At 50.9% G+C, this 20670-nt stretch carries 14 protein-coding genes and 1 riboswitch; of the genes, 7 read left to right on the top strand and 7 right to left on the bottom strand.

What is annotated here, in order from left to right; genetic code table 11:
- Nucleotides 1-30: 30 nt before the first annotated feature.
- A complete protein-coding gene (helD, locus tag EIZ37_RS06600; RefSeq protein WP_134683781.1) occupies nucleotides 31-2379 on the bottom strand; it encodes an RNA polymerase recycling motor HelD in 2349 nt (782 codons plus the stop codon).
- Between the two features lie 473 nt (nucleotides 2380-2852).
- Nucleotides 2853-4244: a class II fumarate hydratase gene (fumC, locus tag EIZ37_RS06605; RefSeq protein ID WP_134683782.1), complete on the bottom strand. Its 1392-nt coding sequence runs from the start codon at nucleotides 4242-4244 to the stop codon at nucleotides 2853-2855.
- Nucleotides 4245-4403: 159 nt separating this feature from the next.
- Here fumC and EIZ37_RS06610 point away from each other — a divergent pair, with 159 nt between their 5' ends.
- Nucleotides 4404-4916 carry a ferritin gene (locus EIZ37_RS06610; protein WP_134683783.1) on the top strand — a complete coding sequence of 171 codons (513 nt, stop codon included), beginning with the start codon at nucleotides 4404-4406 and terminating at the stop codon, nucleotides 4914-4916.
- A gap of 59 nt (nucleotides 4917-4975) precedes the next feature.
- On the opposite strand, the gene EIZ37_RS06615 is transcribed toward EIZ37_RS06610, so the two are convergent.
- Both EIZ37_RS06615 and EIZ37_RS06620 read right to left on the bottom strand, forming a co-directional pair.
- Nucleotides 4976-5818, bottom strand: coding sequence for an aldo/keto reductase (locus EIZ37_RS06615; RefSeq protein ID WP_134683784.1), 843 nt, complete (start codon nucleotides 5816-5818; stop codon nucleotides 4976-4978).
- A 241-nt stretch (nucleotides 5819-6059) separates the two neighbouring features.
- A complete protein-coding gene (locus EIZ37_RS06620) occupies nucleotides 6060-7241 on the bottom strand; it encodes an MFS transporter (protein ID WP_134683785.1) in 1182 nt (393 codons plus the stop codon).
- 159 nt (nucleotides 7242-7400) lie between these two features.
- Between EIZ37_RS06620 and EIZ37_RS06625 the strand changes: the two genes are divergently transcribed.
- Together EIZ37_RS06625 and EIZ37_RS06630 are read left to right on the top strand one after the other, a co-directional pair.
- A complete protein-coding gene (locus EIZ37_RS06625) occupies nucleotides 7401-7772 on the top strand; it encodes a winged helix-turn-helix transcriptional regulator (RefSeq protein ID WP_134683786.1) in 372 nt (123 codons plus the stop codon).
- Nucleotides 7773-7819: 47 nt separating this feature from the next.
- A complete protein-coding gene (locus EIZ37_RS06630) occupies nucleotides 7820-8530 on the top strand; it encodes a 3'-5' exonuclease (RefSeq protein WP_134683787.1) in 711 nt (236 codons plus the stop codon).
- A gap of 61 nt (nucleotides 8531-8591) precedes the next feature.
- Here EIZ37_RS06630 and EIZ37_RS06635 read toward each other — a convergent pair whose 3' ends face one another.
- From EIZ37_RS06635 to EIZ37_RS06645, 3 genes are all read right to left on the bottom strand, one after another.
- A complete protein-coding gene (locus EIZ37_RS06635; RefSeq protein ID WP_134683788.1) occupies nucleotides 8592-10349 on the bottom strand; it encodes a S8 family serine peptidase in 1758 nt (585 codons plus the stop codon).
- Between the two features lie 296 nt (nucleotides 10350-10645).
- Nucleotides 10646-11635: a FecCD family ABC transporter permease gene (locus EIZ37_RS06640; RefSeq protein WP_134683789.1), complete on the bottom strand. Its 990-nt coding sequence runs from the start codon at nucleotides 11633-11635 to the stop codon at nucleotides 10646-10648.
- The gene (locus EIZ37_RS06645; RefSeq protein ID WP_134683790.1) at nucleotides 11628-12638 is read right to left on the bottom strand and encodes a FecCD family ABC transporter permease; all 1011 of its coding nucleotides are present in this window, start codon (nucleotides 12636-12638) and stop codon (nucleotides 11628-11630) included. Before EIZ37_RS06645 ends, EIZ37_RS06640 begins: the two co-directional genes overlap by 8 nt.
- Before the next feature lie 223 nt (nucleotides 12639-12861).
- Between EIZ37_RS06645 and EIZ37_RS06650 the strand changes: the two genes are divergently transcribed.
- The 4 genes from EIZ37_RS06650 (at nucleotide 12862) to EIZ37_RS06665 (ending at nucleotide 20629) form a co-directional block, all read left to right on the top strand.
- Nucleotides 12862-13857: an ABC transporter substrate-binding protein gene (locus tag EIZ37_RS06650; protein ID WP_134683791.1), complete on the top strand. Its 996-nt coding sequence runs from the start codon at nucleotides 12862-12864 to the stop codon at nucleotides 13855-13857.
- 185 nt (nucleotides 13858-14042) lie between these two features.
- Nucleotides 14043-14131, top strand: a riboswitch (cyclic di-GMP riboswitch).
- Between the two features lie 133 nt (nucleotides 14132-14264).
- On the top strand, nucleotides 14265-16007 hold the full coding sequence (locus EIZ37_RS06655) for a methyl-accepting chemotaxis protein (protein ID WP_134683792.1): 1743 nt from the start codon (nucleotides 14265-14267) through the stop codon (nucleotides 16005-16007).
- Nucleotides 16008-16053: 46 nt separating this feature from the next.
- Nucleotides 16054-19827: a non-ribosomal peptide synthetase gene (locus EIZ37_RS06660; RefSeq protein WP_167568693.1), complete on the top strand. Its 3774-nt coding sequence runs from the start codon at nucleotides 16054-16056 to the stop codon at nucleotides 19825-19827.
- Nucleotides 19828-19909: 82 nt separating this feature from the next.
- Nucleotides 19910-20629, top strand: a complete 720-nt coding sequence (locus tag EIZ37_RS06665) for a 4'-phosphopantetheinyl transferase family protein (RefSeq protein ID WP_134683794.1) — start codon at nucleotides 19910-19912, stop codon at nucleotides 20627-20629.
- Nucleotides 20630-20670: the final 41 nt, after the last annotated feature.

Raw genomic sequence — 20670 nt, forward strand, 5'->3', positions numbered from 1 at the left:
GAAGGTGTCACGAGCAGCGGCTTTTTTCTTCTATCCTTCCAGCGTGTAGGTATCAGGGGAAAGCGTTTGGACAAACGGGCTGAGGTTATCTAAATGGTACAGGTGCAGCTCGTGCATGGCCCGCGTGCAAGCCGTATAAAACAGCTTTCGATCCTTCTCTTCCCCATACTGTACCAGGGAGGCGTTGTAGATGATGACAGCGTCGAATTCTACTCCTTTGGCAAGATAGGAAGGGATGACCAGGATGCCAGGCGCAAAGGAGACGGTTTCCTTTTCGATCAATCGAAGCGGAAGGACATCTTGCAGGGATTCGTATGCGCTGCGGCTTTCCTGTGCCGTTTTGCAGATCACCGCTATGGTGCGATGCCCTTCTTCTTGCAATGCTAGCACACGGGCTTGGATTTTGGCGGTGAGGTCGGACGGGTCAGCTGCTTTCGTCACGGTAGGTTTTTGCCCTTCACGGTTGAACGGTTCAATTTTGTCCCCGCCTGGAATCATACCTTGGGTGAATTCGATGATCTGCCGGGTAGAGCGGTAGCTTCGCGTCAGTATAATGGTCTCTGTCTGGGCTTCCTCGTAGAGTGCGGCAAGCTGGGCAAAAGCATTATCTGCCGCGTGGGCATGGATCGCTTGGTTCAGATCTCCAAGGACGGTCATTTTGCTGTATGGAAATAATCGCTTGAGAAAAGCGAACTGCAGCGGTGAATAGTCCTGCGCCTCATCAATGAAGATGTGCTGGACGGAAGTATTCGTACGGAATCCTTCGATCCGTTCCTTCAGATAAAGAAAAGGGGTCGCGTCCTCATAGGCCAGCTCGGAGCGATTCAAGCGCTCTGTCGTCTGCTCGCAAATGTCTTTCCATGCAGCGGGCAGGGGAGAGTCGGCATCCGTGATGAGGGACTCTGCCGGCTCCGTAAACAACTGCTTATAGGTTGACGGCATATCGATAAATTTCAGTCGTTTCACTTGAGCGCGGATTGGCTCGAAGTAGCGGTCCACGACCATTTTTGCCAGCAGCTTTTGCTCAAGCTCGTGGTCGTCGAAGGTATCGCCTCGCGCGCGGTTTCTTTTGCGGAGCTCTCCATACACTTCCCGGTAGTCGTCTTGATCCAGCAGCTCGATCTCGTCTTCCACCCAATGTTTCTTCCGTTCCTTGCGAGCCAGATCATCCAGCTGGCCAAGGAGCCATTGGACCACCAGCGTCATACGATTGGGAATCCGGTACGAGCGATCCAGCGAATAAAAATGCTCCGCAATCTGATCGGCAGAAATCAATGTTTCGCCGCGAAGCTGTATGTCATGAAAGCGGATGCCTGCCTGCCCCAGTCTGTCCAGATAACGCTCCAGCACCTGCAGGAAAGCGTAAGAGGATTTAAATTGGATGCCTGCCAATCTGACGGGATAACCAGGGTCTGAGCTGGCCGTATGGACATATTCCAGCTGCATGAACGGGTCCTCGAGGCGAAAAGCTGTGCCGATCCGCCGCTCCAGATATTCCTGGAAGGTGGTTTGCTGCATGTTTTCCTCACCCAGCTCAGGGAGTACGGTGGAAACATAGCTGTTAAACATCGGATTGGGGGAGAAGAGCACGATCTGTTCGGCGCGCAGCGTTTCCCTGTAGCGGTAAAGCAAATAGGCGACACGCTGGAGAGCTGCGCTCGTTTTGCCGCTTCCGGCAGCGCCCTGCACGATCAAGAGGCGGCTGCGTTCATTGCGGATGATCCGATTTTGTTCTCTTTGAATGGTCGCGACAATGCTTTTCATCTGGGTATCGGATTGTTTGCCCAACACATTTTGCAAAAGCTCATCCCCAATGGTCACACCGGTGTCAAACATGCTGCGGATCTGACCGTCGCGAATGATGTATTGTCGTTTCAACTCCATGGTGCCGTTGATCGTCCCGCCAGGTGTTTCATAACAGGCTGGACCGGGTGGGTAATCATAATAGAGGCTGGCCACAGGGGCGCGCCAATCATAAATGAGAAAGGTTGCCTCATCGTCGTCGAGCAGGGAAGCGATCCCGAGATAGATCTGTTCAGAACCTGGTTCCCCTTCTTCCTGAAAGTCGATGCGTCCGAAATACGGATTCTGCTTAAGCCGAAGCATCGTTTTCAGCTGCTTCTGGGCGTGACGGTGGCTCCTTTCCCTTTCGGATAAAACTTCGGCTTGCTGCTTGATGCTGGCATAGGTTTCAGCGGCTTCGTGGGCGTCGTCAAAGTTGACGGTGACATCCTCCCAAAAATTTTTGCGGATGTCCACAATGTCTGCCTGAATGCCGCCGACTTGCTCTTGCAAGGCGTCGATGCGATGGTCAATGATGGTAATAACTTCTTGGACACGCGTTTGCTCTTCCTGCCAATCTCGTTCCATGATACTCATTGAATCGCTCCTTTTTCCTGAGCCTATGGGGTGATGATCAAAAGGTTTGACAAGGCCAGTATGATGTGTTACAATTAAATTGGGAAAATCTTTTCTGATTAAAAGTCGTGTGTGCAGACTAATCCAGTTTATCATATTTACTGGGTGACATACAAGAAGAATAAAACGGAGACGCGATTGAGTGCGCCTCCGTTTTTTGTTTTTCTATTTCTAAAAGTCGATGGTTATCACAAAGCTACGTGAGGAAGGGAAGAACGGGACGGGCGGAGTCTTTGTCACACCTACAGAGGTGGGGCTTGCAAAAACGGTACACGCTTATCGCGCAACCTCGACGTTTGAATAGGCTTCCTCGAAACTTTTGCGTGACGTACTGTTTTTGCAAGTGGAGCCGGACAGTCATCACTCCCTTGCAGGTGTGGCAAGAACGCTGAGAAAGCCCGTTTTTCCCTTCCCCCACCACTACGGCTCGATCTCTAATCCTCCTTCGGATGGATCATTTTCTCCGGACGAACAATCTCATCAAACTGCTCAGCCGTCAGCAGATTGCTTTTCAGGGCCGCTTCTTTCAGTGTAAGCCCTTCTTTATGGGCGAGCTTCGCTACTTTTGCCGCATTTTCGTACCCGATATGCGGATTGAGCGCGGTCACCAGCATCAGCGAGCGTTCCAGATTGCTGCGGAGTACGGGGAGATTTGGTTGGATGCCAACCGCACAATTGTCATGAAAGGAAGCCATCGCATCTCCCAGCAAACGTGTGGATTGCAGGAAGTTGTAAATGATCACCGGCTTAAAGACGTTCAATTCAAAATTTCCCTGGCTGGCCGCAAAGCCGATCGTGGCATCGTTGCCCATGACCTGGCAGGCCACCATGGTTATGGCTTCGCTTTGGGTCGGATTCACTTTACCCGGCATAATGGAGCTGCCCGGTTCATTTTCAGGTATGGTGATTTCACCGATTCCGCTGCGAGGCCCGCTGGCCAGCCATCTGACATCATTGGCGATTTTCATCAGGTCGGCGGCAAGCGCCTTTAATGCGCCGTGTACATAGGCGATCTCATCATGGCTCGTCAAGGCGTGAAATTTATTGGGGGCGGATACGAATCGTGTGCCTGTTAATTTGCTGATTTCCTCGGCGACCAATTCGCCGAAGCGGGGATGGGCGTTAATTCCGGTGCCGACTGCAGTTCCGCCGATGGCCAGCTCACGCAGAAAATCCGCACTCTGCTTAATCATGCCTTCCGTTTTTTCCAGCATCCGATGCCAGCCGCTAATTTCCTGGCCCAAGGTCAATGGGGTAGCATCCTGCAGATGGGTTCGGCCGATCTTGATGATATCCGCAAATTCTTCGCTTTTTCTTTGTAACGTGTTCTTCAATACCTGCAGCTTTGGCAGCACTTGATCTTCAATGGCGAGCAGCGCTGCAACATGCATAGCGGTCGGGAACGTATCGTTGGAGCTTTGGGAACGATTCACGTCATCATTGGGGTGAATGCGTGTTGAGCTGCCTTTCTCCTGCAATAGCTGGTTGGCTCGGTTGGCGATGACCTCGTTCACATTCATGTTGGACTGGGTACCGCTCCCGGTTTGCCAGACGACCAAGGGGAAATGATCATCCAGCTTGCCAGCAATGATTTCTTCGGCAGCAGCGATGATTGCCTCAGCCTTTTCCTTTTCCAGCTTTCCTAAATGCAGATTGGCCAGGGCCGCGCTTTTTTTCAGTATGGCAAAGACGCGAATCACCTCCAACGGCATCTTTTCGGTGCCGATCGGAAAGTTTTGCAAGCTTCGCTGTGTTTGTGCCGCCCATAAGCGATCGGCAGGAACCTGAATCTCTCCCAACGTATCTCTTTCGATCCGATAATTCATCGTGATCCTCCTTTTGTACGTTACGTTACCAAGAATAGGCATTATCATTTCCAATTATTCCAAAAATATTAGAGGGAAACAAGGAAGATACTTGTAAGGAGTCGGTCTGTGATACAATAGGATAAAATTTGCAAATATAGGACAAGAGGGTGTGACCGGATGATTTCCCAACAATTATTGGATAAGTTAAACGATCAGATGAATTATGAATTCTACTCTTCGCAAGTATATCTGGCCATGGCAGCATATTGCTCGGCCGAGAGCTACGACGGATTCGCTAACTTTTTTATCGTTCAGTCCGAAGAAGAAAAATTTCATGCCATGAAGATATTCAACTTCATTAACCGTCTGGGAAAACGCGCACTCGTCACAGGTATGCACGATCCTGTGAATGAATACAGCTCCCTGTTGGATACGTTTGAACAGGCGTATGCCCACGAGCAAACGGTGACCAAACGAATTTATGAGCTTTCCGATGCTGCGTGGTCTGAACGGGAGCATGCCACCATCAACTTCCTGAAGTGGTTTATCGACGAGCAGGTTGAAGAGGAGTCTACTTTTGACAGCATCATTCAAAAGCTGAGACGGATCGATAATGACAGCAATGCGTTTTATATGCTGGATGCCGAGCTGGCGAAACGGACCTTTGTTCCGGATGCGGAAGAGGCATAAGAAAAAATAAGAAAAACTAGCGTCCCTTGCGAGGGCGCTAGTTTTTTTCATGCTCGTCATTAAAAATCAAAGTTGTCCGGATCTGGACCGACACGCAAATTTTGATTGAGTGAACCGATCTTTTCCATATCCGCTGTGGATAACTCAAAATCGAACACGGACGCGTTTTCCACAATGCGGGATTCTTTTGTGGATTTCGGAATCGTAACTACGCCGTTTTGCAAATCCCAGCGCAAGATGACCTGCGCAATCGACTTGTTGTATCGGTCAGCGATTTCCTTCAGGACGGGATTGTCCAGCAGCTGCCCCTGCATCAAAGGTGACCAGGCTTCCAATTGGATCTGATGCTGCTCGCAGAAAGCCTTCAGCTCCAGTTGGGTTAAACGAGGATGGTACTCCACCTGATTCACCATGGGTTTGATTTCCGCGTCTTTCATCAGGTCTTCGAGATGATGAATTTGGAAGTTGCTGACGCCGATGGCTTTGACACGCCCGTCCCGGTACAACTTCTCCAATGCTCGCCACGCATCTTTATATTTTCCGGCTACTGGCCAATGGATCAGGTACAGGTCCAGATAATCCAGTTTCAGTTTTTGCAGGCTGGTCTCATAGGCAGCGAGCGTTGATTCGTAGCCTAAATCGGAGTTCCATACCTTGGAGGTGACAAACAGATCCTCTCGGGAAATCCCTGCTGCCGCCATTCCTTCCCGAATCCCTTGCCCAACGCCTTCCTCATTTCCGTAAATTGCCGCGGTATCAATGCTGCGGTATCCGTGGGCAATCGCGGTTTTCACCGCTTGAACCAGTTCCGGTCCTTCTTCGACCTTGAATACGCCGAGTCCGAACCAAGGCATTTTGATTCCGTTGTGCAGAGTGGTTGTGTCTTGTAAATGTTTAGCCATTTTTGATTTCCTCCTAATGATTATGTTGTAAAGGTGCTGTTTGTGGGGAGCATGTTTCGAAATTTCGCTTCATTCTCCGCCCTGCTGTAATGTCGCGCAACCTATACGTATGAAAATGCTTCCTCAAAACTTTTGCGAGACGTACCGTTTTTGCAAGCGGAACCGGACAGTCCATACTCCTTAGCGGGTGTGGCAAGAACGCAGCCCGCCCGTTCTTCTCTTTCCCCACCACTAGGGCTCGTCAGACACTATCTTTTCGCTCCAACACGCGACTCCACCAAGTAAGAGCTACGGCGCCCAACACCATGACCGCACCGATCCAAGGTGTGTGAATCAGACCCAGCGAATCGGTGATGATACCACCCAGATACGATCCGATCGCGATTCCGGCGTTAAAGGCAGCAATATTGATGGCAGAGGCAACGTCTACTGCCTTCGGGACATAACGCTCTGCCAGCATCACCACATACAGCTGGAGGCCGGGCACGTTCATGAAAGCGAGAATGCCCATGAAAATGATCGTGATCAAGGCAGCTATTTTATAGGGTGCCGTAAAAGTAAGGATAAAAAGCACGATGGATTGAACAATAAACATATACAATAAAGCCACAATGGGCTTTTGGTTCGATACTTTCCCGCCGACAATATTCCCGATGGCGATGGCAATCCCGTAAACCAGCAAAATGACAGCGACAGTTCCTTGGCCGAATCCGGTTATTTCCTGGAGCAATGGAGATAAATAGGTGAATACGACAAAGGTTCCTCCATATCCAAGCGCAGTGATCAAAAACATCAGGAGCAAACGTCCATTTGTGACGAGCTTCCACTGGTCGCTAAGGGTTGTACGCGTTCCTTTGCGCAGCTGGGAAGGAATCAGTGCAGCGTTGGCTACGAAAGCAATGAGACCGACAACCACGATGGCGATAAATGCGCTTCTCCAGCCGAACTGCTGACCGATATACGTTCCCAGCGGCACCCCGGTAATCGTAGCCACGGTCAATCCGGTAAACATCGTGGAGATTGCGCTGGCTCTGCGATTTTCCGGTACAAGATCGGCTGCAATGGTAGAGCCGATTGACATAAATACTCCGTGGGAAAAAGCGGAAATCACCCGAGCAACCAGCAGCATTCCGATGCTTGAGGAACCGGCGGCAAGGCTGTTGCCCACAATAAACACTAGCATGATCCACAGCAGCAGCGTCTTTCGCTGCATGGTTGAGGTAAGTGACGTTAAGAGGGGCGCTCCCACTGTCACTCCAAGTGCATAGATCGATACGGTTAAACCGGCGGTAGTGACTGGTATGTGCAAATCTTGCGCGATGAGCGGTAAAAGTCCGACGCTGATAAATTCGGTTGTTCCAATGGCGAAGGCACTGACTGCCAGGGCAAGCAGCGCCAACGTGCTTCTATTTTGAACAGACATGGTTTCCTCCTTGTCTTCTCTATTTTTTTCGTGACAACCAGCTGGCATACGTTATTATGGTAGATATGAATGAAATAGAAAAGTACGTACTTTCGGGTAACGTAGGTACCAAAAAGTAATATAGGCACTTTTTTGTACCTATGAAAGCGAGGGAGAGTTATGAAGAAAAAGAAATACAATATTTCCGTAGAAGCGACGCTTGAGGTCATCGGAGGCAAGTGGAAATGCGTGATTCTTTGCCATTTAACGCACGGTAAAAAGCGGACAAGTGAATTGAAAAGACTCATGCCCGCTATCACGCAAAAAATGCTCACACAGCAATTGCGTGAGCTGGAGGAAGACGGAATCATCAACCGAATTACCTATAATCAGGTTCCTCCGAAAGTGGAATACGAGCTGAGCGAATACGGATGGAGCCTGAAAGGGATCCTGGATTCGTTATGCGCTTGGGGAGAACAGCATATCACCAAAGTATATGGAGATAAATTTGCGGTTTTGGAAGACAGCATTCTAAATGAGAAGCTGCGCTAGAGGCCATACTAGGAAAATAAATGAAGAGCGCGGGAAGTGAGTGAGAGATGCAAATCATCGTGTTTGACCTGGAAACAACGCTAACCTATCAAAAAGATACCGTGCCGGAAATCATCGAAATCGGTGCCTGCAAAATCGATACGAAAGAGCAGCAGGTCAATGTGGATACGTTTCAGCGGTATACCTTTCCGCATATCCAGCAGCGTATTACGGAGAGAACCCGGAAATTTATCGGGCTGCGCAAAGAGGACATGCCGGAGTTTATCCCATTCCGAAAGGCGTTCGCCGAATTTTTGGAGTGGATCGGGACAGATGAGGACTATTACTTATGCACATGGGGCAGAGACGATAAAAAGCTGATGATTGAACATTGCGCCCGCTTTGGACTGCCGCTGAGCTGGCTGCGCAACTACAATGACATACAGCCCGTGATCAGCACCACGATAGCCGAACGGACGCAAATCAGCCTGAAGGACGCCATCGATGCGGCAGGGATTGTTCAGGAAGGGAGACTTCATTCAGCGCTTGTGGATGCCATCCATACAGCCCACGTGCTGATCAAGTTCAACCGGATTGTCCATCTGGAGAAGAACACCCCAGAAGAAAATTACTACATGGCCAGTCCATTATATGTGACCTGCACGGGCTGCAAAAAAACGAAGTATTATACGGAGTTTGCCCGTAAAAGCAAAAGGTGTCAGCAATGCTTGCAGCGGATGAAAAAAGCAAAAGAGGCGGAGCTGCAAAATACGCAGTAATGCAAACAAAAACGGTCGTTCTCCAGGGAACGACCGTTCTTTTTTAAGCTTGAGAGGGGAATTAGCTGAAGACCGCGTAAGCGTTGGAACGCGAGGTCTTCTGTGCCAGCTCCCAATCATCCTCCCACATGGCGATCACAGGGGAAGTGACTTGGGGGTCATCGGTAATTAGCGCATGTTCGCGCGCTACATAAAAGCCATTGTAGGTCCACGATCCGCTGCCGAGAAGGACACGCGTGCGGTCAAAAATGGCGATGGCTGTGTGGAGCTGACCAATCTGGCCGTTTCCGCTGTTGAAGGCTTCAATCGCAATGCCTTTTGCCTCCAGATAGCGTGCAGTCTCCAGATTGGCCGCCTGCGAGGTATCCAGGAGGACACGGACTTGTACGCCGCGTTCAGCTGCGCTGGCAAGGGCTGTGATGGTTTGAATATCCGTCAGCGTCGGGACTTCCACTTCAATCGATTTTTTGGCCTGTATCAGCTCTTCCCAAAGCAGCTCGGCTATATCCGGGCTATACGCGACCACGGTGCGGGGAGGAGCTGGAGATGTAGGAGGCTGGCTGCCGTCCTGTCCGAGGAGCTGAAGCGCTCCTTCCAGGTCTACATAGCCTTTCCCGGCATTATTGGGAGCATGGAACAAGTCCTTGGCACCGTTAAGCAGGGCTGTTTTGATTTCATCGGGAGTGGCTTCGGGCTTGGCTTGTAAAAGCAACGCCGCAGCCCCTGCGCAAATCGGAGTAGCCATCGAAGTGCCGGACAGGGAGAAGTAATGCTCGTCTACTCTGCGCTGCGGATAGGCGTTGTCCAGCGTAGAGCCGGGTGAGCGAAGTGCGATGATATTGACGCCTGGGGTGACGATGTCTGGCTTGACGAGACCATCGATGGTGGGGCCGCGGCTGGAGAATGAGGCGATCGTATCGTCCTCTGATCCGACGGTATATTTATCATCCGTGGCGCCGACCGTGATCAGGACGGGATCGATGGCAGGCGTGCCAATCGTACCGGCGCTTGGCCCTTCATTGCCTGCTGCGACAAATACGGTCAGTCCTGCAGCCCATGCTTTTTCGAGTGCCTGGCAGAGAGGATCCTCCTTATACGATTCCGTCGCGCGGCCGCCGAGAGACAGGGATAAGATGCGAATGCCATACTTGTCTTTATTTTGAATGCACCATTGGATGCCATCGATGATGTCCGATACGGAGCCTTGTCCGCTGGCATCAAGCACCTTTACGCCTACCAACGAAGCTTCATAGGCGGGACCGCGGTACTTTCCGTTACTGGATATGCCGGAACCGGCAGCGCAGCCGGCTACATGGGTGCCGTGCCCATTGTCATCATAGGGCTCGGTTTTTCCCTGTATGGTGTCATAAAAGGCGACAATTCGATTCGTGGGTGTAATGAGGTCCGGATGGGGATAGATTCCGGTGTCGAGGATCGCGATGGTGACATTTTTTCCAGTCAACCCCTTGCTCCATTCCGGGGTCGTCCCAATGGTCGGGGAAGCGGTGTCCAAAAGCGCATGCATGGTGCGATCGAGGTGTAGCCGATGTACGGCGTGATTGCTGGCAAGCGGGCCCAATGCACTCAAGGGCACTCGCAACACCACAGCATCGATGATCGGAAGCTCCTTCACAATGGCCGCACCGCAATCAATCATATACTGGTCAAGGGCAGCGCAGAGGGTCATGTCCAAATCCGTTTTTCGTTGAAGCAATACAGTGACTTCTTGATCGTGGCCAGTGGCTTGGGACAAGTGCTTTTTCAGGGAAGCATCACACTTGTGCAGGTGTTCGCGCAAATCATTGTCCATTTGATACATCAGAACAACCTCCTTCGCAAGCGTATTTGGTTAGCCAGTCTATATCTAAATAATACCTATTTCTTCCAGATGGGTCACTATGCATAGCGAACTATATTCAGAATACTCAAACGACAAAAAACAGCCCAGATTGGTCATTTCGGAGCAGGGAAAAGAGGAAGTGGAAGGACCAAAGATAGGGAGCCGGGTGTGGGAAGGAGTAGAGCGTCTAAGGTTGAGAGAAACGATCGAAGCGTTGGGAGTGTAAAGAAATAGCCTGCTCATGGTCAGACCCATGGTAAGCAGGCTATTTTTCATTACGAGCGTTTTCGAAACAGGAGATAAAGGAAAAACGGAGCGCCAATCGCGGCTGTAAAGACACCTGCGGGAATATCGAGTGGAGAAAATGAGATCCTCCCTATGAGATCAGCGGCGAGCAGCAGGACCGCACCCATCAATGCGGAGACGGGAAGGAGCATCCGATGTACAGGATCCACCAATTGTCGAGCCATGTGGGGTGCCATCAGTCCGATAAAAGCAACTCCTCCCGCAATCCCGACCGCAGCGCCTGCAAGGGCAACGCTGCAAAGCAACAAGCGCAATCTGCTTTTCTGGACAGGACTTCCCAACCCTACCGCAAGCTCATCTCCTAAGGCTTGCATGTCTAATTCTTTGGACAAAAAGAATGTCATCAGCAGAAATCCGAGCACCCAGGGCAGCAAGGCAATGACATGCTTCCAGGCTGTTCCATATAGTGTCCCAGTCAACCAGCCCAATATCTGACTGGCTTGGTAGGCTTCGTCGACTAATAGCAAAAAGGTGGTGACGGCTCCCATCGCGGTTGCTATGCCGATGCCGATCAGTACCAAGCGAAACGGAGAGACCCCATTCTTCCAGGCAAGCAGGTAATTCAGGAAGGTCGCCAGCAAGGCCCCGCCGATTGCAACGAAGGGCAGCCAATGGATGCTAAATATCCCGCCGGTACCCACGAGAAAGGATACGGCAGCTGCCGAAGCACCGCCAGTGATTCCGACAAGATCGGGTGCGGCTAGTGGATTGCGGATAATCCCCTGCAGGATGGTGCCGGAAACAGCAAGGGCAGCGCCCACCAGGATCGCGGCCGTCACACGCGGAAGGCGAAGGTCTTGAATAATCATGCGAAACGGACTGTCTGCATCTGTAAACAATACGCGAAGAGTCTCAAGGAGAGGGATCGGCTTGCTGCCCAGAGACACACTGACTACGGACAACAGCAGTAAAAGCATGATAAGCATCAGCCATATGCTGCGTTTTTGCAGGCTACTCATAAGTCCTCCTTCGCGCGATATAGACTAGAAACGGTACGCCTAAGAGAGCGGTGGCAACTCCCACCGGGACTTCTCTTGGCAGCAAAACAAAGCGAGAGACGATATCCGCCGCCACGAGCAGTAGCGCCCCGTACACCCCGCAATAAGGAAGCAGCCAGCGAAAATCGTTCCCGATCAGGAAGCGGCACAGATGCGGGACCATGATTCCAATAAAGGCAATGGGACCGGCGACAGACACAGAGCCGCCCGCAAGTAACACGATGGTAATGATCGTGATGATTTTCACCATCACGGTCCGTTGCCCCAAACCTGTGGCTACCTCATCCCCCATCGATATGATGTTAATAGCCCGTGCCAGCGTAAAAGCCATAGCCCAACCGATCAGCAGATAAGGAAATACCATCAGCAGATCGGCTAAATCCCGGCCAGAGACAGATCCGACCAGCCAGAAAAGCGCCTCCTCAACGGTTTCCTTATTCAGGAGCATAATCCCCGAAGTAATGGCGGAGGCGAATGCGGTGACAGCAGATCCAGCGAGGGTCAGCTTGATCGGTTGAAAGCCATCCCTGCCGATGGAGCCGAGCAAAAATACCAGACATGCCGCCAATCCGGCCCCCGTAAAAGCTACCCATATCATCATTCCTTGTCCCAAGAGTGAACCTAAAAACGTAATACTGAGAACAAGCAAGAGAGAAGCACCGGCATTAATGCCAAATACGGAGGGAGAAGCAAGCGGATTTTTGGTCAACGCTTGCATCAAAGCGCCAGCAATTGCAAGACTTCCGCCTACACAAGCAGCGATGACTGCTCGAGGAACCCGTGTATTCGTTACGATCAGATGGTCATAGGAGCCGTCAAAATGCATAATTGCGTCCCAAAATGTATGCAAGCTGATGGTTTGCACACCCAACAGCACACTCATCAGCATAATCATGATGAGCATCAAGAATGTCCCGAGCAGCAAAGCCACTTTTGCCTGACGGCTGCGAAGCAAAGAAAGCATGCAGGATCCCTCCTCTCCGTTGTATCAATAACCGTTGCATTTTTCTATCTATGCAAACAGCTTCATTGTATGGAAACAATATACAGGTGTCAACGAAAATGAAAATCATTTTCAAAAAGAGATTGACAGCAGGTAAATCCTGTCATTTAATATTAGTGATAATGATTATCATTTTTAAAAAAAGGTGGTTTGTTTACACAAAAAGGTGGGGGAGAGAATCGAGATGAGTGGGAGACAGGTAAAAAAGGTTTGTGCGCTTTTTATGGTTTTCGCGATGGCGCTAGTCGCTGCTGGGTGTGGCGGAAACGCTTCAACAAGTCAGCCGGCACCGACAACAGGTGATGCTTCCCAGGCATCGTCGGCAAAACCGGCCGATGTTCGCATCGTAAAGCATGCTATGGGGGAGGCAGAGATCAAAGGGACACCGCAAAGAGTTGTCGTTTTGACCAATGAAGGGACGGAAGCGCTGCTCGCAATGGGCGTAAAGCCGGTAGGGGCTGTTCGTTCCTGGAGCGGGGATCCGTGGTATGACCATATCAAAGCGGAAATGGACGGAGTGGTCGATCTTGGGGAAGAAACGGAGCCCAATCTCGAGGAAATTGCCTCTCTTCAGCCAGACCTGATCCTTGGCAACAAAGTGCGCCAAGAAAAGGTATATGAGCAGCTGAAGGCTATCGCGCCAACCGTTTTTTCCGAAGAGCTTTCCGGTAGATGGAAGCAAAACTTTGCTTTATATGCGGAGGCTTTAAACAAAAAAGCAGAGGGAGAAAAAATATTGGCTGATTTCGATCAACGAGTTGCCGAAGCCAAGGAGAAGCTTGGTGAAAAAACAAAAACAAAGGTCTCGGTCGTTCGTTTTTCTGCGAAACAAGTGCGTCTGTACCAGAAAGATACGTTTAGCGGTGTCCTGCTGAGCCAGCTTGGTTTTGCACGTCCAGCCTCCCAAGACAAAGACCAGTTTATGGAGGTTATTACCAAAGAACGAATCAAGGACATGGACGGCGATGTGCTCTTCTACTTCAATAGCAACACGACAGGTGAAACGGACGCGACAAAGGTTCAACAGGAATGGATGAAGGATCCGCTGTATCAAACGCTTCAGGTAGCGAAAGAAAACAAGGCTCACGAGGTGAATGAAGTGATCTGGAATACAGCGGGAGGCATCAAGGCAGCCAATCTGCTCCTTGAGGAAATCTTGCAACACTTTGAAGCGAAATAACTGCCAATCATAGCGAAAAGGGGGAGAGATACCCCCTTTTTTGTATTTTTGCGCTCGCCTTGTTTTCTCAAAATTCCCAATTATATTTCAATGGTGAATAGTATTGACTAACATAAAGCTTCTACTACAATAGAACTGAGCAAAAAGTAACAGTTCATGGATATGAATAAGTTGCTAACCATGCGTGACGACAAGGGCAAACCCGAATGAAAAGCGGGGACGCAAAGCCACGGGCCTACGGTATTTTTCCATACACGGCAGCCGGGCTACCGAATAAGCAGAGGGAAAGCATCTAGATAATTAGACCCTGCTATTTCGGTTGAAATGCGGGTTTTTTGTATTTTTGTACTAATTTTTTGTGGGAATAAAGTCGGTCTTGAGATTGAACAAAAAGGAGAGGGATTCGTTTGCTGCGCAAGAGTATCGTGTTCAAAACGTTGGTTTGGCTGATTGCATCGATTTTACTGCTGTCCGGGGTATTAATGTTTTTATCTTACGAGCGGTCCAAAGATATTTATTTCAATCAAATCACTTCTTTTGAAGGATTGTCCGAGGTCAAAATGGGTCTTATGGCCAAAGAAATCTCGGAACTGGCAAAAAAGGTGGAAAATGGAACTGCTATTGATCAAAATAGTGAAGAAGCCAAAGCGTTGTTTGTGACACTGCAAAGCTTTGCCGAAAATGACATTTTGGCTAATAGCTACGTGGACATTCCCCGTTCCACGATGAAGGAGGACAAGCGTTTTACCAATGCGATTGGGGTTGGTCAGTCTCTTCTTGATGCAGGTGTTACATTTGGGATGGAATATGAGATGCGTCCGGAATTATGGGATGCGCGCGATCAAGCGGAAAAAGGGGAGCCTGCTATCTCAGAGGTCTACACGGATGACTATGGGAAATGGCTCACGATGTTCGTACCGGTGAAGGATCAAAATGGCCAAATGATTGCCATTCATGGTTTGGATCTGGATGTGAGCAAAATCGAATCCAATTTAAATAAAGTGCTGCTCCAGGATCTTCTGATCGCCATCGCCCTCATCGTGGTCGTAACCGTCATCGTATCTCTTGTTTTCCGCAAAATGCTCACGCCCATCCAACAATTGTCCAAGCTTACATTGAAGGTGGCGGAGGGGGATCTGAGCATTCAGATTCCGGTGAAAAGCGATGATGAAATCGGGCAATTGAGCCGCAACTTTAACGAGATGGTCAATCAGCTCAAGAATGTCATCACACAGGTGCGTTCCACCTCTACACACATTGCCTCCTTTACCGAAGAGCTGACCGCAAGCACAAACCAGACTACGGAGGCTGCACAGCAAATCGCGGTGACCATCCAGGAAGCGGCACAAGGAGCAGAGTCGCAAGCGCAAAGCGTAGAAGAGAGCGGTCAGGCGACCCTTACGCTTTCGAGCGGCATTGAGCGTGTGTTGGAGACAACCGAGCATGTATCTGATCACTCCATGAATACGGTTAAAGAAGCCGAGCAAGGAAACGAGCTTGTGAAAAAAGCGATGGCACAAATGGACGAAATCAATCGTTCCGTAGAGCATTCCGCCGAGCTGATCCGGATGCTGGAGCAGCGTTCGCAGGAAATCAGCAGCATCGTGGAAGTGATCACGGGCATTTCTAGTCAGACGAACCTGCTGGCACTCAATGCCGCGATTGAAGCAGCGCGCGCAGGGGAGCAAGGAAGAGGTTTCGCAGTGGTAGCAGATGAAGTCCGCAAGCTTGCTGAACAGTCGCAGCAGTCAGCCTTGCAAATTGTGGAATTGATTAAAAAGGTGCAAGAAGAAACCGATTCGGTCGTGCAATCGATGAATCAGGGGATCGAAGTGGTTCATGAAGGCCGGGATGCGGTCAATCAGGTAGGAGAAGTATTCCAGCACATCGTATCCTCGACCCAGGCGGTTGCCGCGGAACTGAAAAACGTCAAAGGAATCTCCAATGAAATGGCGACCAGTTCCCAACAGCTGAAAGCGTCAATCGAGATGATTACGAAAGTGTCTGAAGACTCCCTGCGCAACAGCCAGCACATCGTATCTTCTTCCCAAGAGCAGTTGGCGGCGATGGAGGAAATTGCATCGTCCAGCTCCTCGCTGCTTCATGTGGTAGAAGATTTGAACGAACAAATTCAAAAGTTCAAGGTGTAAGTCGAACAGAATAGAAAAACGCATGAAGAGGAGAGAAAGAGAATCCATGAGTGGAGAGTTTTCTCGTGTTGAAGAGTACTGGTTTAAGCGTATGGAAAAACCGCTGCCAGTGGTGGAATTACCGATTGATGTTCAACGTACTCCGGTGTATGAACACGCGCGAGAGGTCATGGGTCTCCCCCTTTCAAAACAGCTTGCTGCCCAGCTGGACCAGCTGGCGAAAGAGACAAATGCTGAAGCTCAGGACATCATGCTGGCTGCCTTTTTTGTGTGGCTGCATCGGCTGACTCACAGCGAAGATCTTTATGTGGGAATGGCAGTGAAAATGGAAGGGACGCACGAGGTCTTGCCGCTTCGTGTGTCCCTTGCCGAAAAGCGGCGGTTCATCGAGGTTGTGGATGAAGTGTCCCTGCGCAGGGCTGAGGCGCTGGAGCATGCAAGCTCCCCCTTCTCGGATTTGATGGATAAGATTTTTACCGAGCGTGATGAGAGCAAGTCCTATGGATATACAGCATGTTTTCAATGGGTGGCTGAAGCTGAAGATGCGGTGGAGTACCCTTCTGAAATCAGCTGGATGATCCGGCAAAAAGAAGGGGAACTGTCTATCGCGGCGGGCTACCATCCAGGATTGTACCGAAGCCATACGATGAGGCGCTATGCAGAGATCTACCGGATCATCGTCGAGGCGATGATGGAAGATGTCCAGCAAGATTTCCGCACAGTGGATATCCTCACCCAACAGGATAAAGAGCTCTATCAGCAGATCAATCAGACGTCCGCCCCCTATCGGATGGACGCGACGATTCCCCAGATGTTCATGGAGGCAGCCAGGCAGTTCCCTGCCCATCAAGCTCTTTCGATGGCGCAAAGGTCGCTGTCCTACCATGAGCTGGATGAGACAACGAACCAAGTGGCGCACATGCTGCGTGCGCATGGCGTGAAAAAAGGGGAGTATGTCGCCCTGTTCATGCATCGCAGCATCGAGACGGTGATAGGCATTCTCGCGATCCTGAAAGCAGGCGGGGTCTATATCCCAATCGATCCGGAGTACCCCGAGGACCGTATCCGTTACATGCTCGAAGACAGCCAGACCGCATACATACTTACGACTGCTGAGCATGAAGAAAGAGCACGTGAATTGATAGACGAAAAGAAAGTTCAGGTGCTGCTCGCGGATGGTGCGTTGGATGCATTTCCCCGCACAGCCGTAGACATCGCGCTGCAGCCATCGGATCTGGCCTATATCATCTATACTTCGGGCTCGACCGGCCGGCCAAAGGGAACCTTGCTGGCTCACCAAGGGGTTATCAATCTGAGTACCTGGATGCGGGAATATTTCGCGCTGTCCCACGAGGATGTCGTCTTCGGCTTTGCGTCCTTCAGCTTTGATGCCTCCGTCTTTGAGATGTTCAGCGCCTTGTTTTGGGGAGCGCGTTTTCACCTGCTTTCCCCTGCGGAACGCCTTTCCTTTGACAGCTTTACCGAGGCAGTCTCCCGTGAAAAAGGAACATTTGTCACATTGCCGACGGCGTTTTTCAAGCAATTGGCCGAGTATCTTCGTGAGGAAGACAGTGTCCATTATGCTTCCATGAAACGCATCGCCGTTGCCGGGGAAGCGCTGACAGGTGAAATCGTCCGCAAATGGCAAAGACGCTTCGGATTGAGCCCGCAAATCATTAACGCGTATGGGCCAACGGAGTGCACGGTCTGCTCCTCTGCCTATAAAATCGAGACCCAGCTTCCGGATCAGCAGGCGCATGTTCCGATCGGTACGCCGATTGCGAATACCGAACTGTATGTGGTCAGTCCTGCGGGGCAGCTGTGCCCGGTCAACGTGCCAGGCGAGCTGTACATCGGCAGTGTCGGTATGGCGGTCGCCTATTGGCAGCAGCCGGAGAAGACCAAGGACGCTTTTATTCCGCATCCATTCAGCGATGTGCCAGGGGCAAGGCTGTACAAGTCCGGCGACATTGTACGACTGCTGCCTGATGGCAACATCGAATACGTAGGGCGAAAAGACGATCAGGTCAAAATCAGAGGCTTCCGCATCGAGATGGGTGAGATTGAAGATACGATTGTCCGCCATGAGGAAATCGAAGAAGGTGTGGTCATCGCCCGTAAAGAGCATGGGGAATACAAGCTGATCGCCTATTATACAACCAAGCCGGGAGCTGCCCTTACACCTGCGCAGGTAAGAGGCTTTCTAGCATCTCATCTGCCGGAGTACATGATCCCTGAATTGATTATCAAGCTGGAAGAGCTGCCGCTTACCCCGAATAAAAAGGTGGATCGCAAAGCGCTGGCTGCCAGACAAGATCAAGCCGTATCGGAAATGGAATATGTAGAGCCTGGTACAGAAGATGAGCTTTTCCTCGCTTCTGTCTGGAAGAAAGTGTTGAAACTGGATCGTGTTGGGGTAAATGATGATTTCTTCTTGATTGGCGGGCACTCCTTGAAAATCTTGCATGCATTGGCATTGTCGAAGCCCAGATTTCCCTTCTTGCGTATCCAGGACTACTTCCAGCATCGCACGCTCGGGCAATTGGCTGCCTATGCGTCGGCGCAGCAAGTACACGATCAGCAGAGCCATTCGCCTGTGCGCATAAAGCCAAATGAAATCCGTGAGCTTCACGAAAGCCCGATTCGCAGCAGTGGGGGCGATGTCAAAGTCCGATCGGTCCAGCCACGTACGGTGTTATTGACAGGTGCCACCGGATACTTCGGTTCCCATCTCCTGCATGAACTGCTGAAGCAGCCGGATACGCATGTGTACTGCATGGTTAGACCTTCTCCGGAGATGATGAAACGGGTAGAAGACAAAATTCGCTTCAGCTTTGGTGAAGAGGGAGTACAGTTGCTGAAAGACAGAGTGAGTGTGATTGCTGGTGATTTGACCCTTCCAAGGTTGGGGATGGCGGAGGCTGACAGGGAGCTGTTGAAGCAAAAGGTCGATGCCATTATCCATGCAGCAGCGGATGTCCGTCACTTTGGCGAAGCCGATTATTTTTATCAGGTCAATGTAGCGGGGACGAAAGAGCTGCTGGACATAGCTCGTGAGGGTAGCGGGATTCGTTTCCATTACGTATCCACCATCTCCGTACCAGAGGAGCTCGCTTTGTCAGGACAGTGGGAGCATGTTCGTGCCCATGGGGATTTCGATTACACGCAGCAGCTCGAAAATGTCTATGCCAACAGCAAGCTGATGGCGGAGCAGGCTGTTCGCGAGGCGATCCAGGCTGGCGTGCCGGCTACGATCTATCGGGCAGGCAACCTCGTGGGTCATTCGAAGACCGGACAATTCCAGGAGAATATCGATAGCAATGCGTTCTACCGGATGATCAAGGTGATGCTTCTCTTGGGCAAAGCGCCAGATGCACACATGTGGGTCGATCTGACACCGATTGATTATGCAAGTGAAGCGTTGGTTGCCCTTGCCAGCAAAGCGGAGACAATCGGTCAGCTCTACCATCTGGTGAATCCGCAGCAGATCAGCTATGAACAGTTCATTAATGATCTCAATGACTTAGGGTATGCGATCGACCTGATGGAACCGGCAGACTATGAAGCCATGCTGTTTTCACCGGAGCAGCAGATCGACGAGGACACCTTGCAGCTGGCGATGGCGCAGCTGGAGGGAGACGGTGCGAGAGATTCCATGTACCGCTTCGGTTGCCGGGAAACAGTACGGGCCTTGGCGGCTGACGACGTCGCATGTGCGGCTCCCGATCAACAGCTGATTGGCGCATTGCTTTCGTATGCACAGCAAATTGGCTATTTCCCAGCGCCGGTGCTGCGTCAAAGCACGGTGCTTACACGATAAACATACAAACCGGACAGGGGCCAAGTGATGCAAGACATGCTTGGCCCTTTTATTTTCGGCGAAAGAAAGGAGGAAACCCGATTTGTCGGTTCGAAAAGCGGAGATATCGCTCTTTGCAGCAGATGCCAGTCTAGTCAGGGATGGCCAGGAGCTGCGACAGCTTGTCGCAGGCCTGCCAACAGCGGAAAAAGCTCGTCTGCAAAAACAGAAAATCCCGCAAGATCAAAAGAACAGCGCGCTCGGCTTCACCATGGCAATGACGATGGCAGCTCAGGCACTGCAGCGCTCCTCCGCTGAGATCAAGCTCGCGAGATTGCCGAATGGCCGGCCTTATCTGCAGCAGCCTTCAGGATGGACGGGCGATGTGAACTACGCTCATTCAGGGGTTTGGGTGGTGGGCGGGGTCATCGCCGACGGCAAAATTGGGGTGGATGTGGAAAAGATCGAACCGCTGCCAGAGGATGCAGCTGCCTTGTTTCTCTCGATCGAGGAAAACGAGGAGTACGAAGCTTGTCCGCCAGAACGAAAACTCTCCTTTCTCTACGAAGTCTGGACGTTGAAGGAGGCTTTCCTGAAAGCCACTGGGGAAGGAATCCTCGCTCCCTTGACAGAATGGTCCGCAGTCAGGATGAATGAGCAAGAAGCCATCATCAGGCATGCCCAAGACGGCCAGCTTTCCGACTGGTATCTGAGGTTGTACCATATTGCTCCTGGTTATATAGCCGCCGCTTGTGCGACAGCGCCCCTTCCTGAGCACATCGCGGCATTCCATACCACCTTTCCCCAAAAACTGTTACAATGACAGCAGATAGAAACCGCTGTGAAAAACAGGATAGGAGGCCT

Source organism: Brevibacillus migulae (genome assembly GCF_004521915.1).
GTDB lineage: Bacteria > Bacillota > Bacilli > Brevibacillales > Brevibacillaceae > Brevibacillus_F > Brevibacillus_F migulae.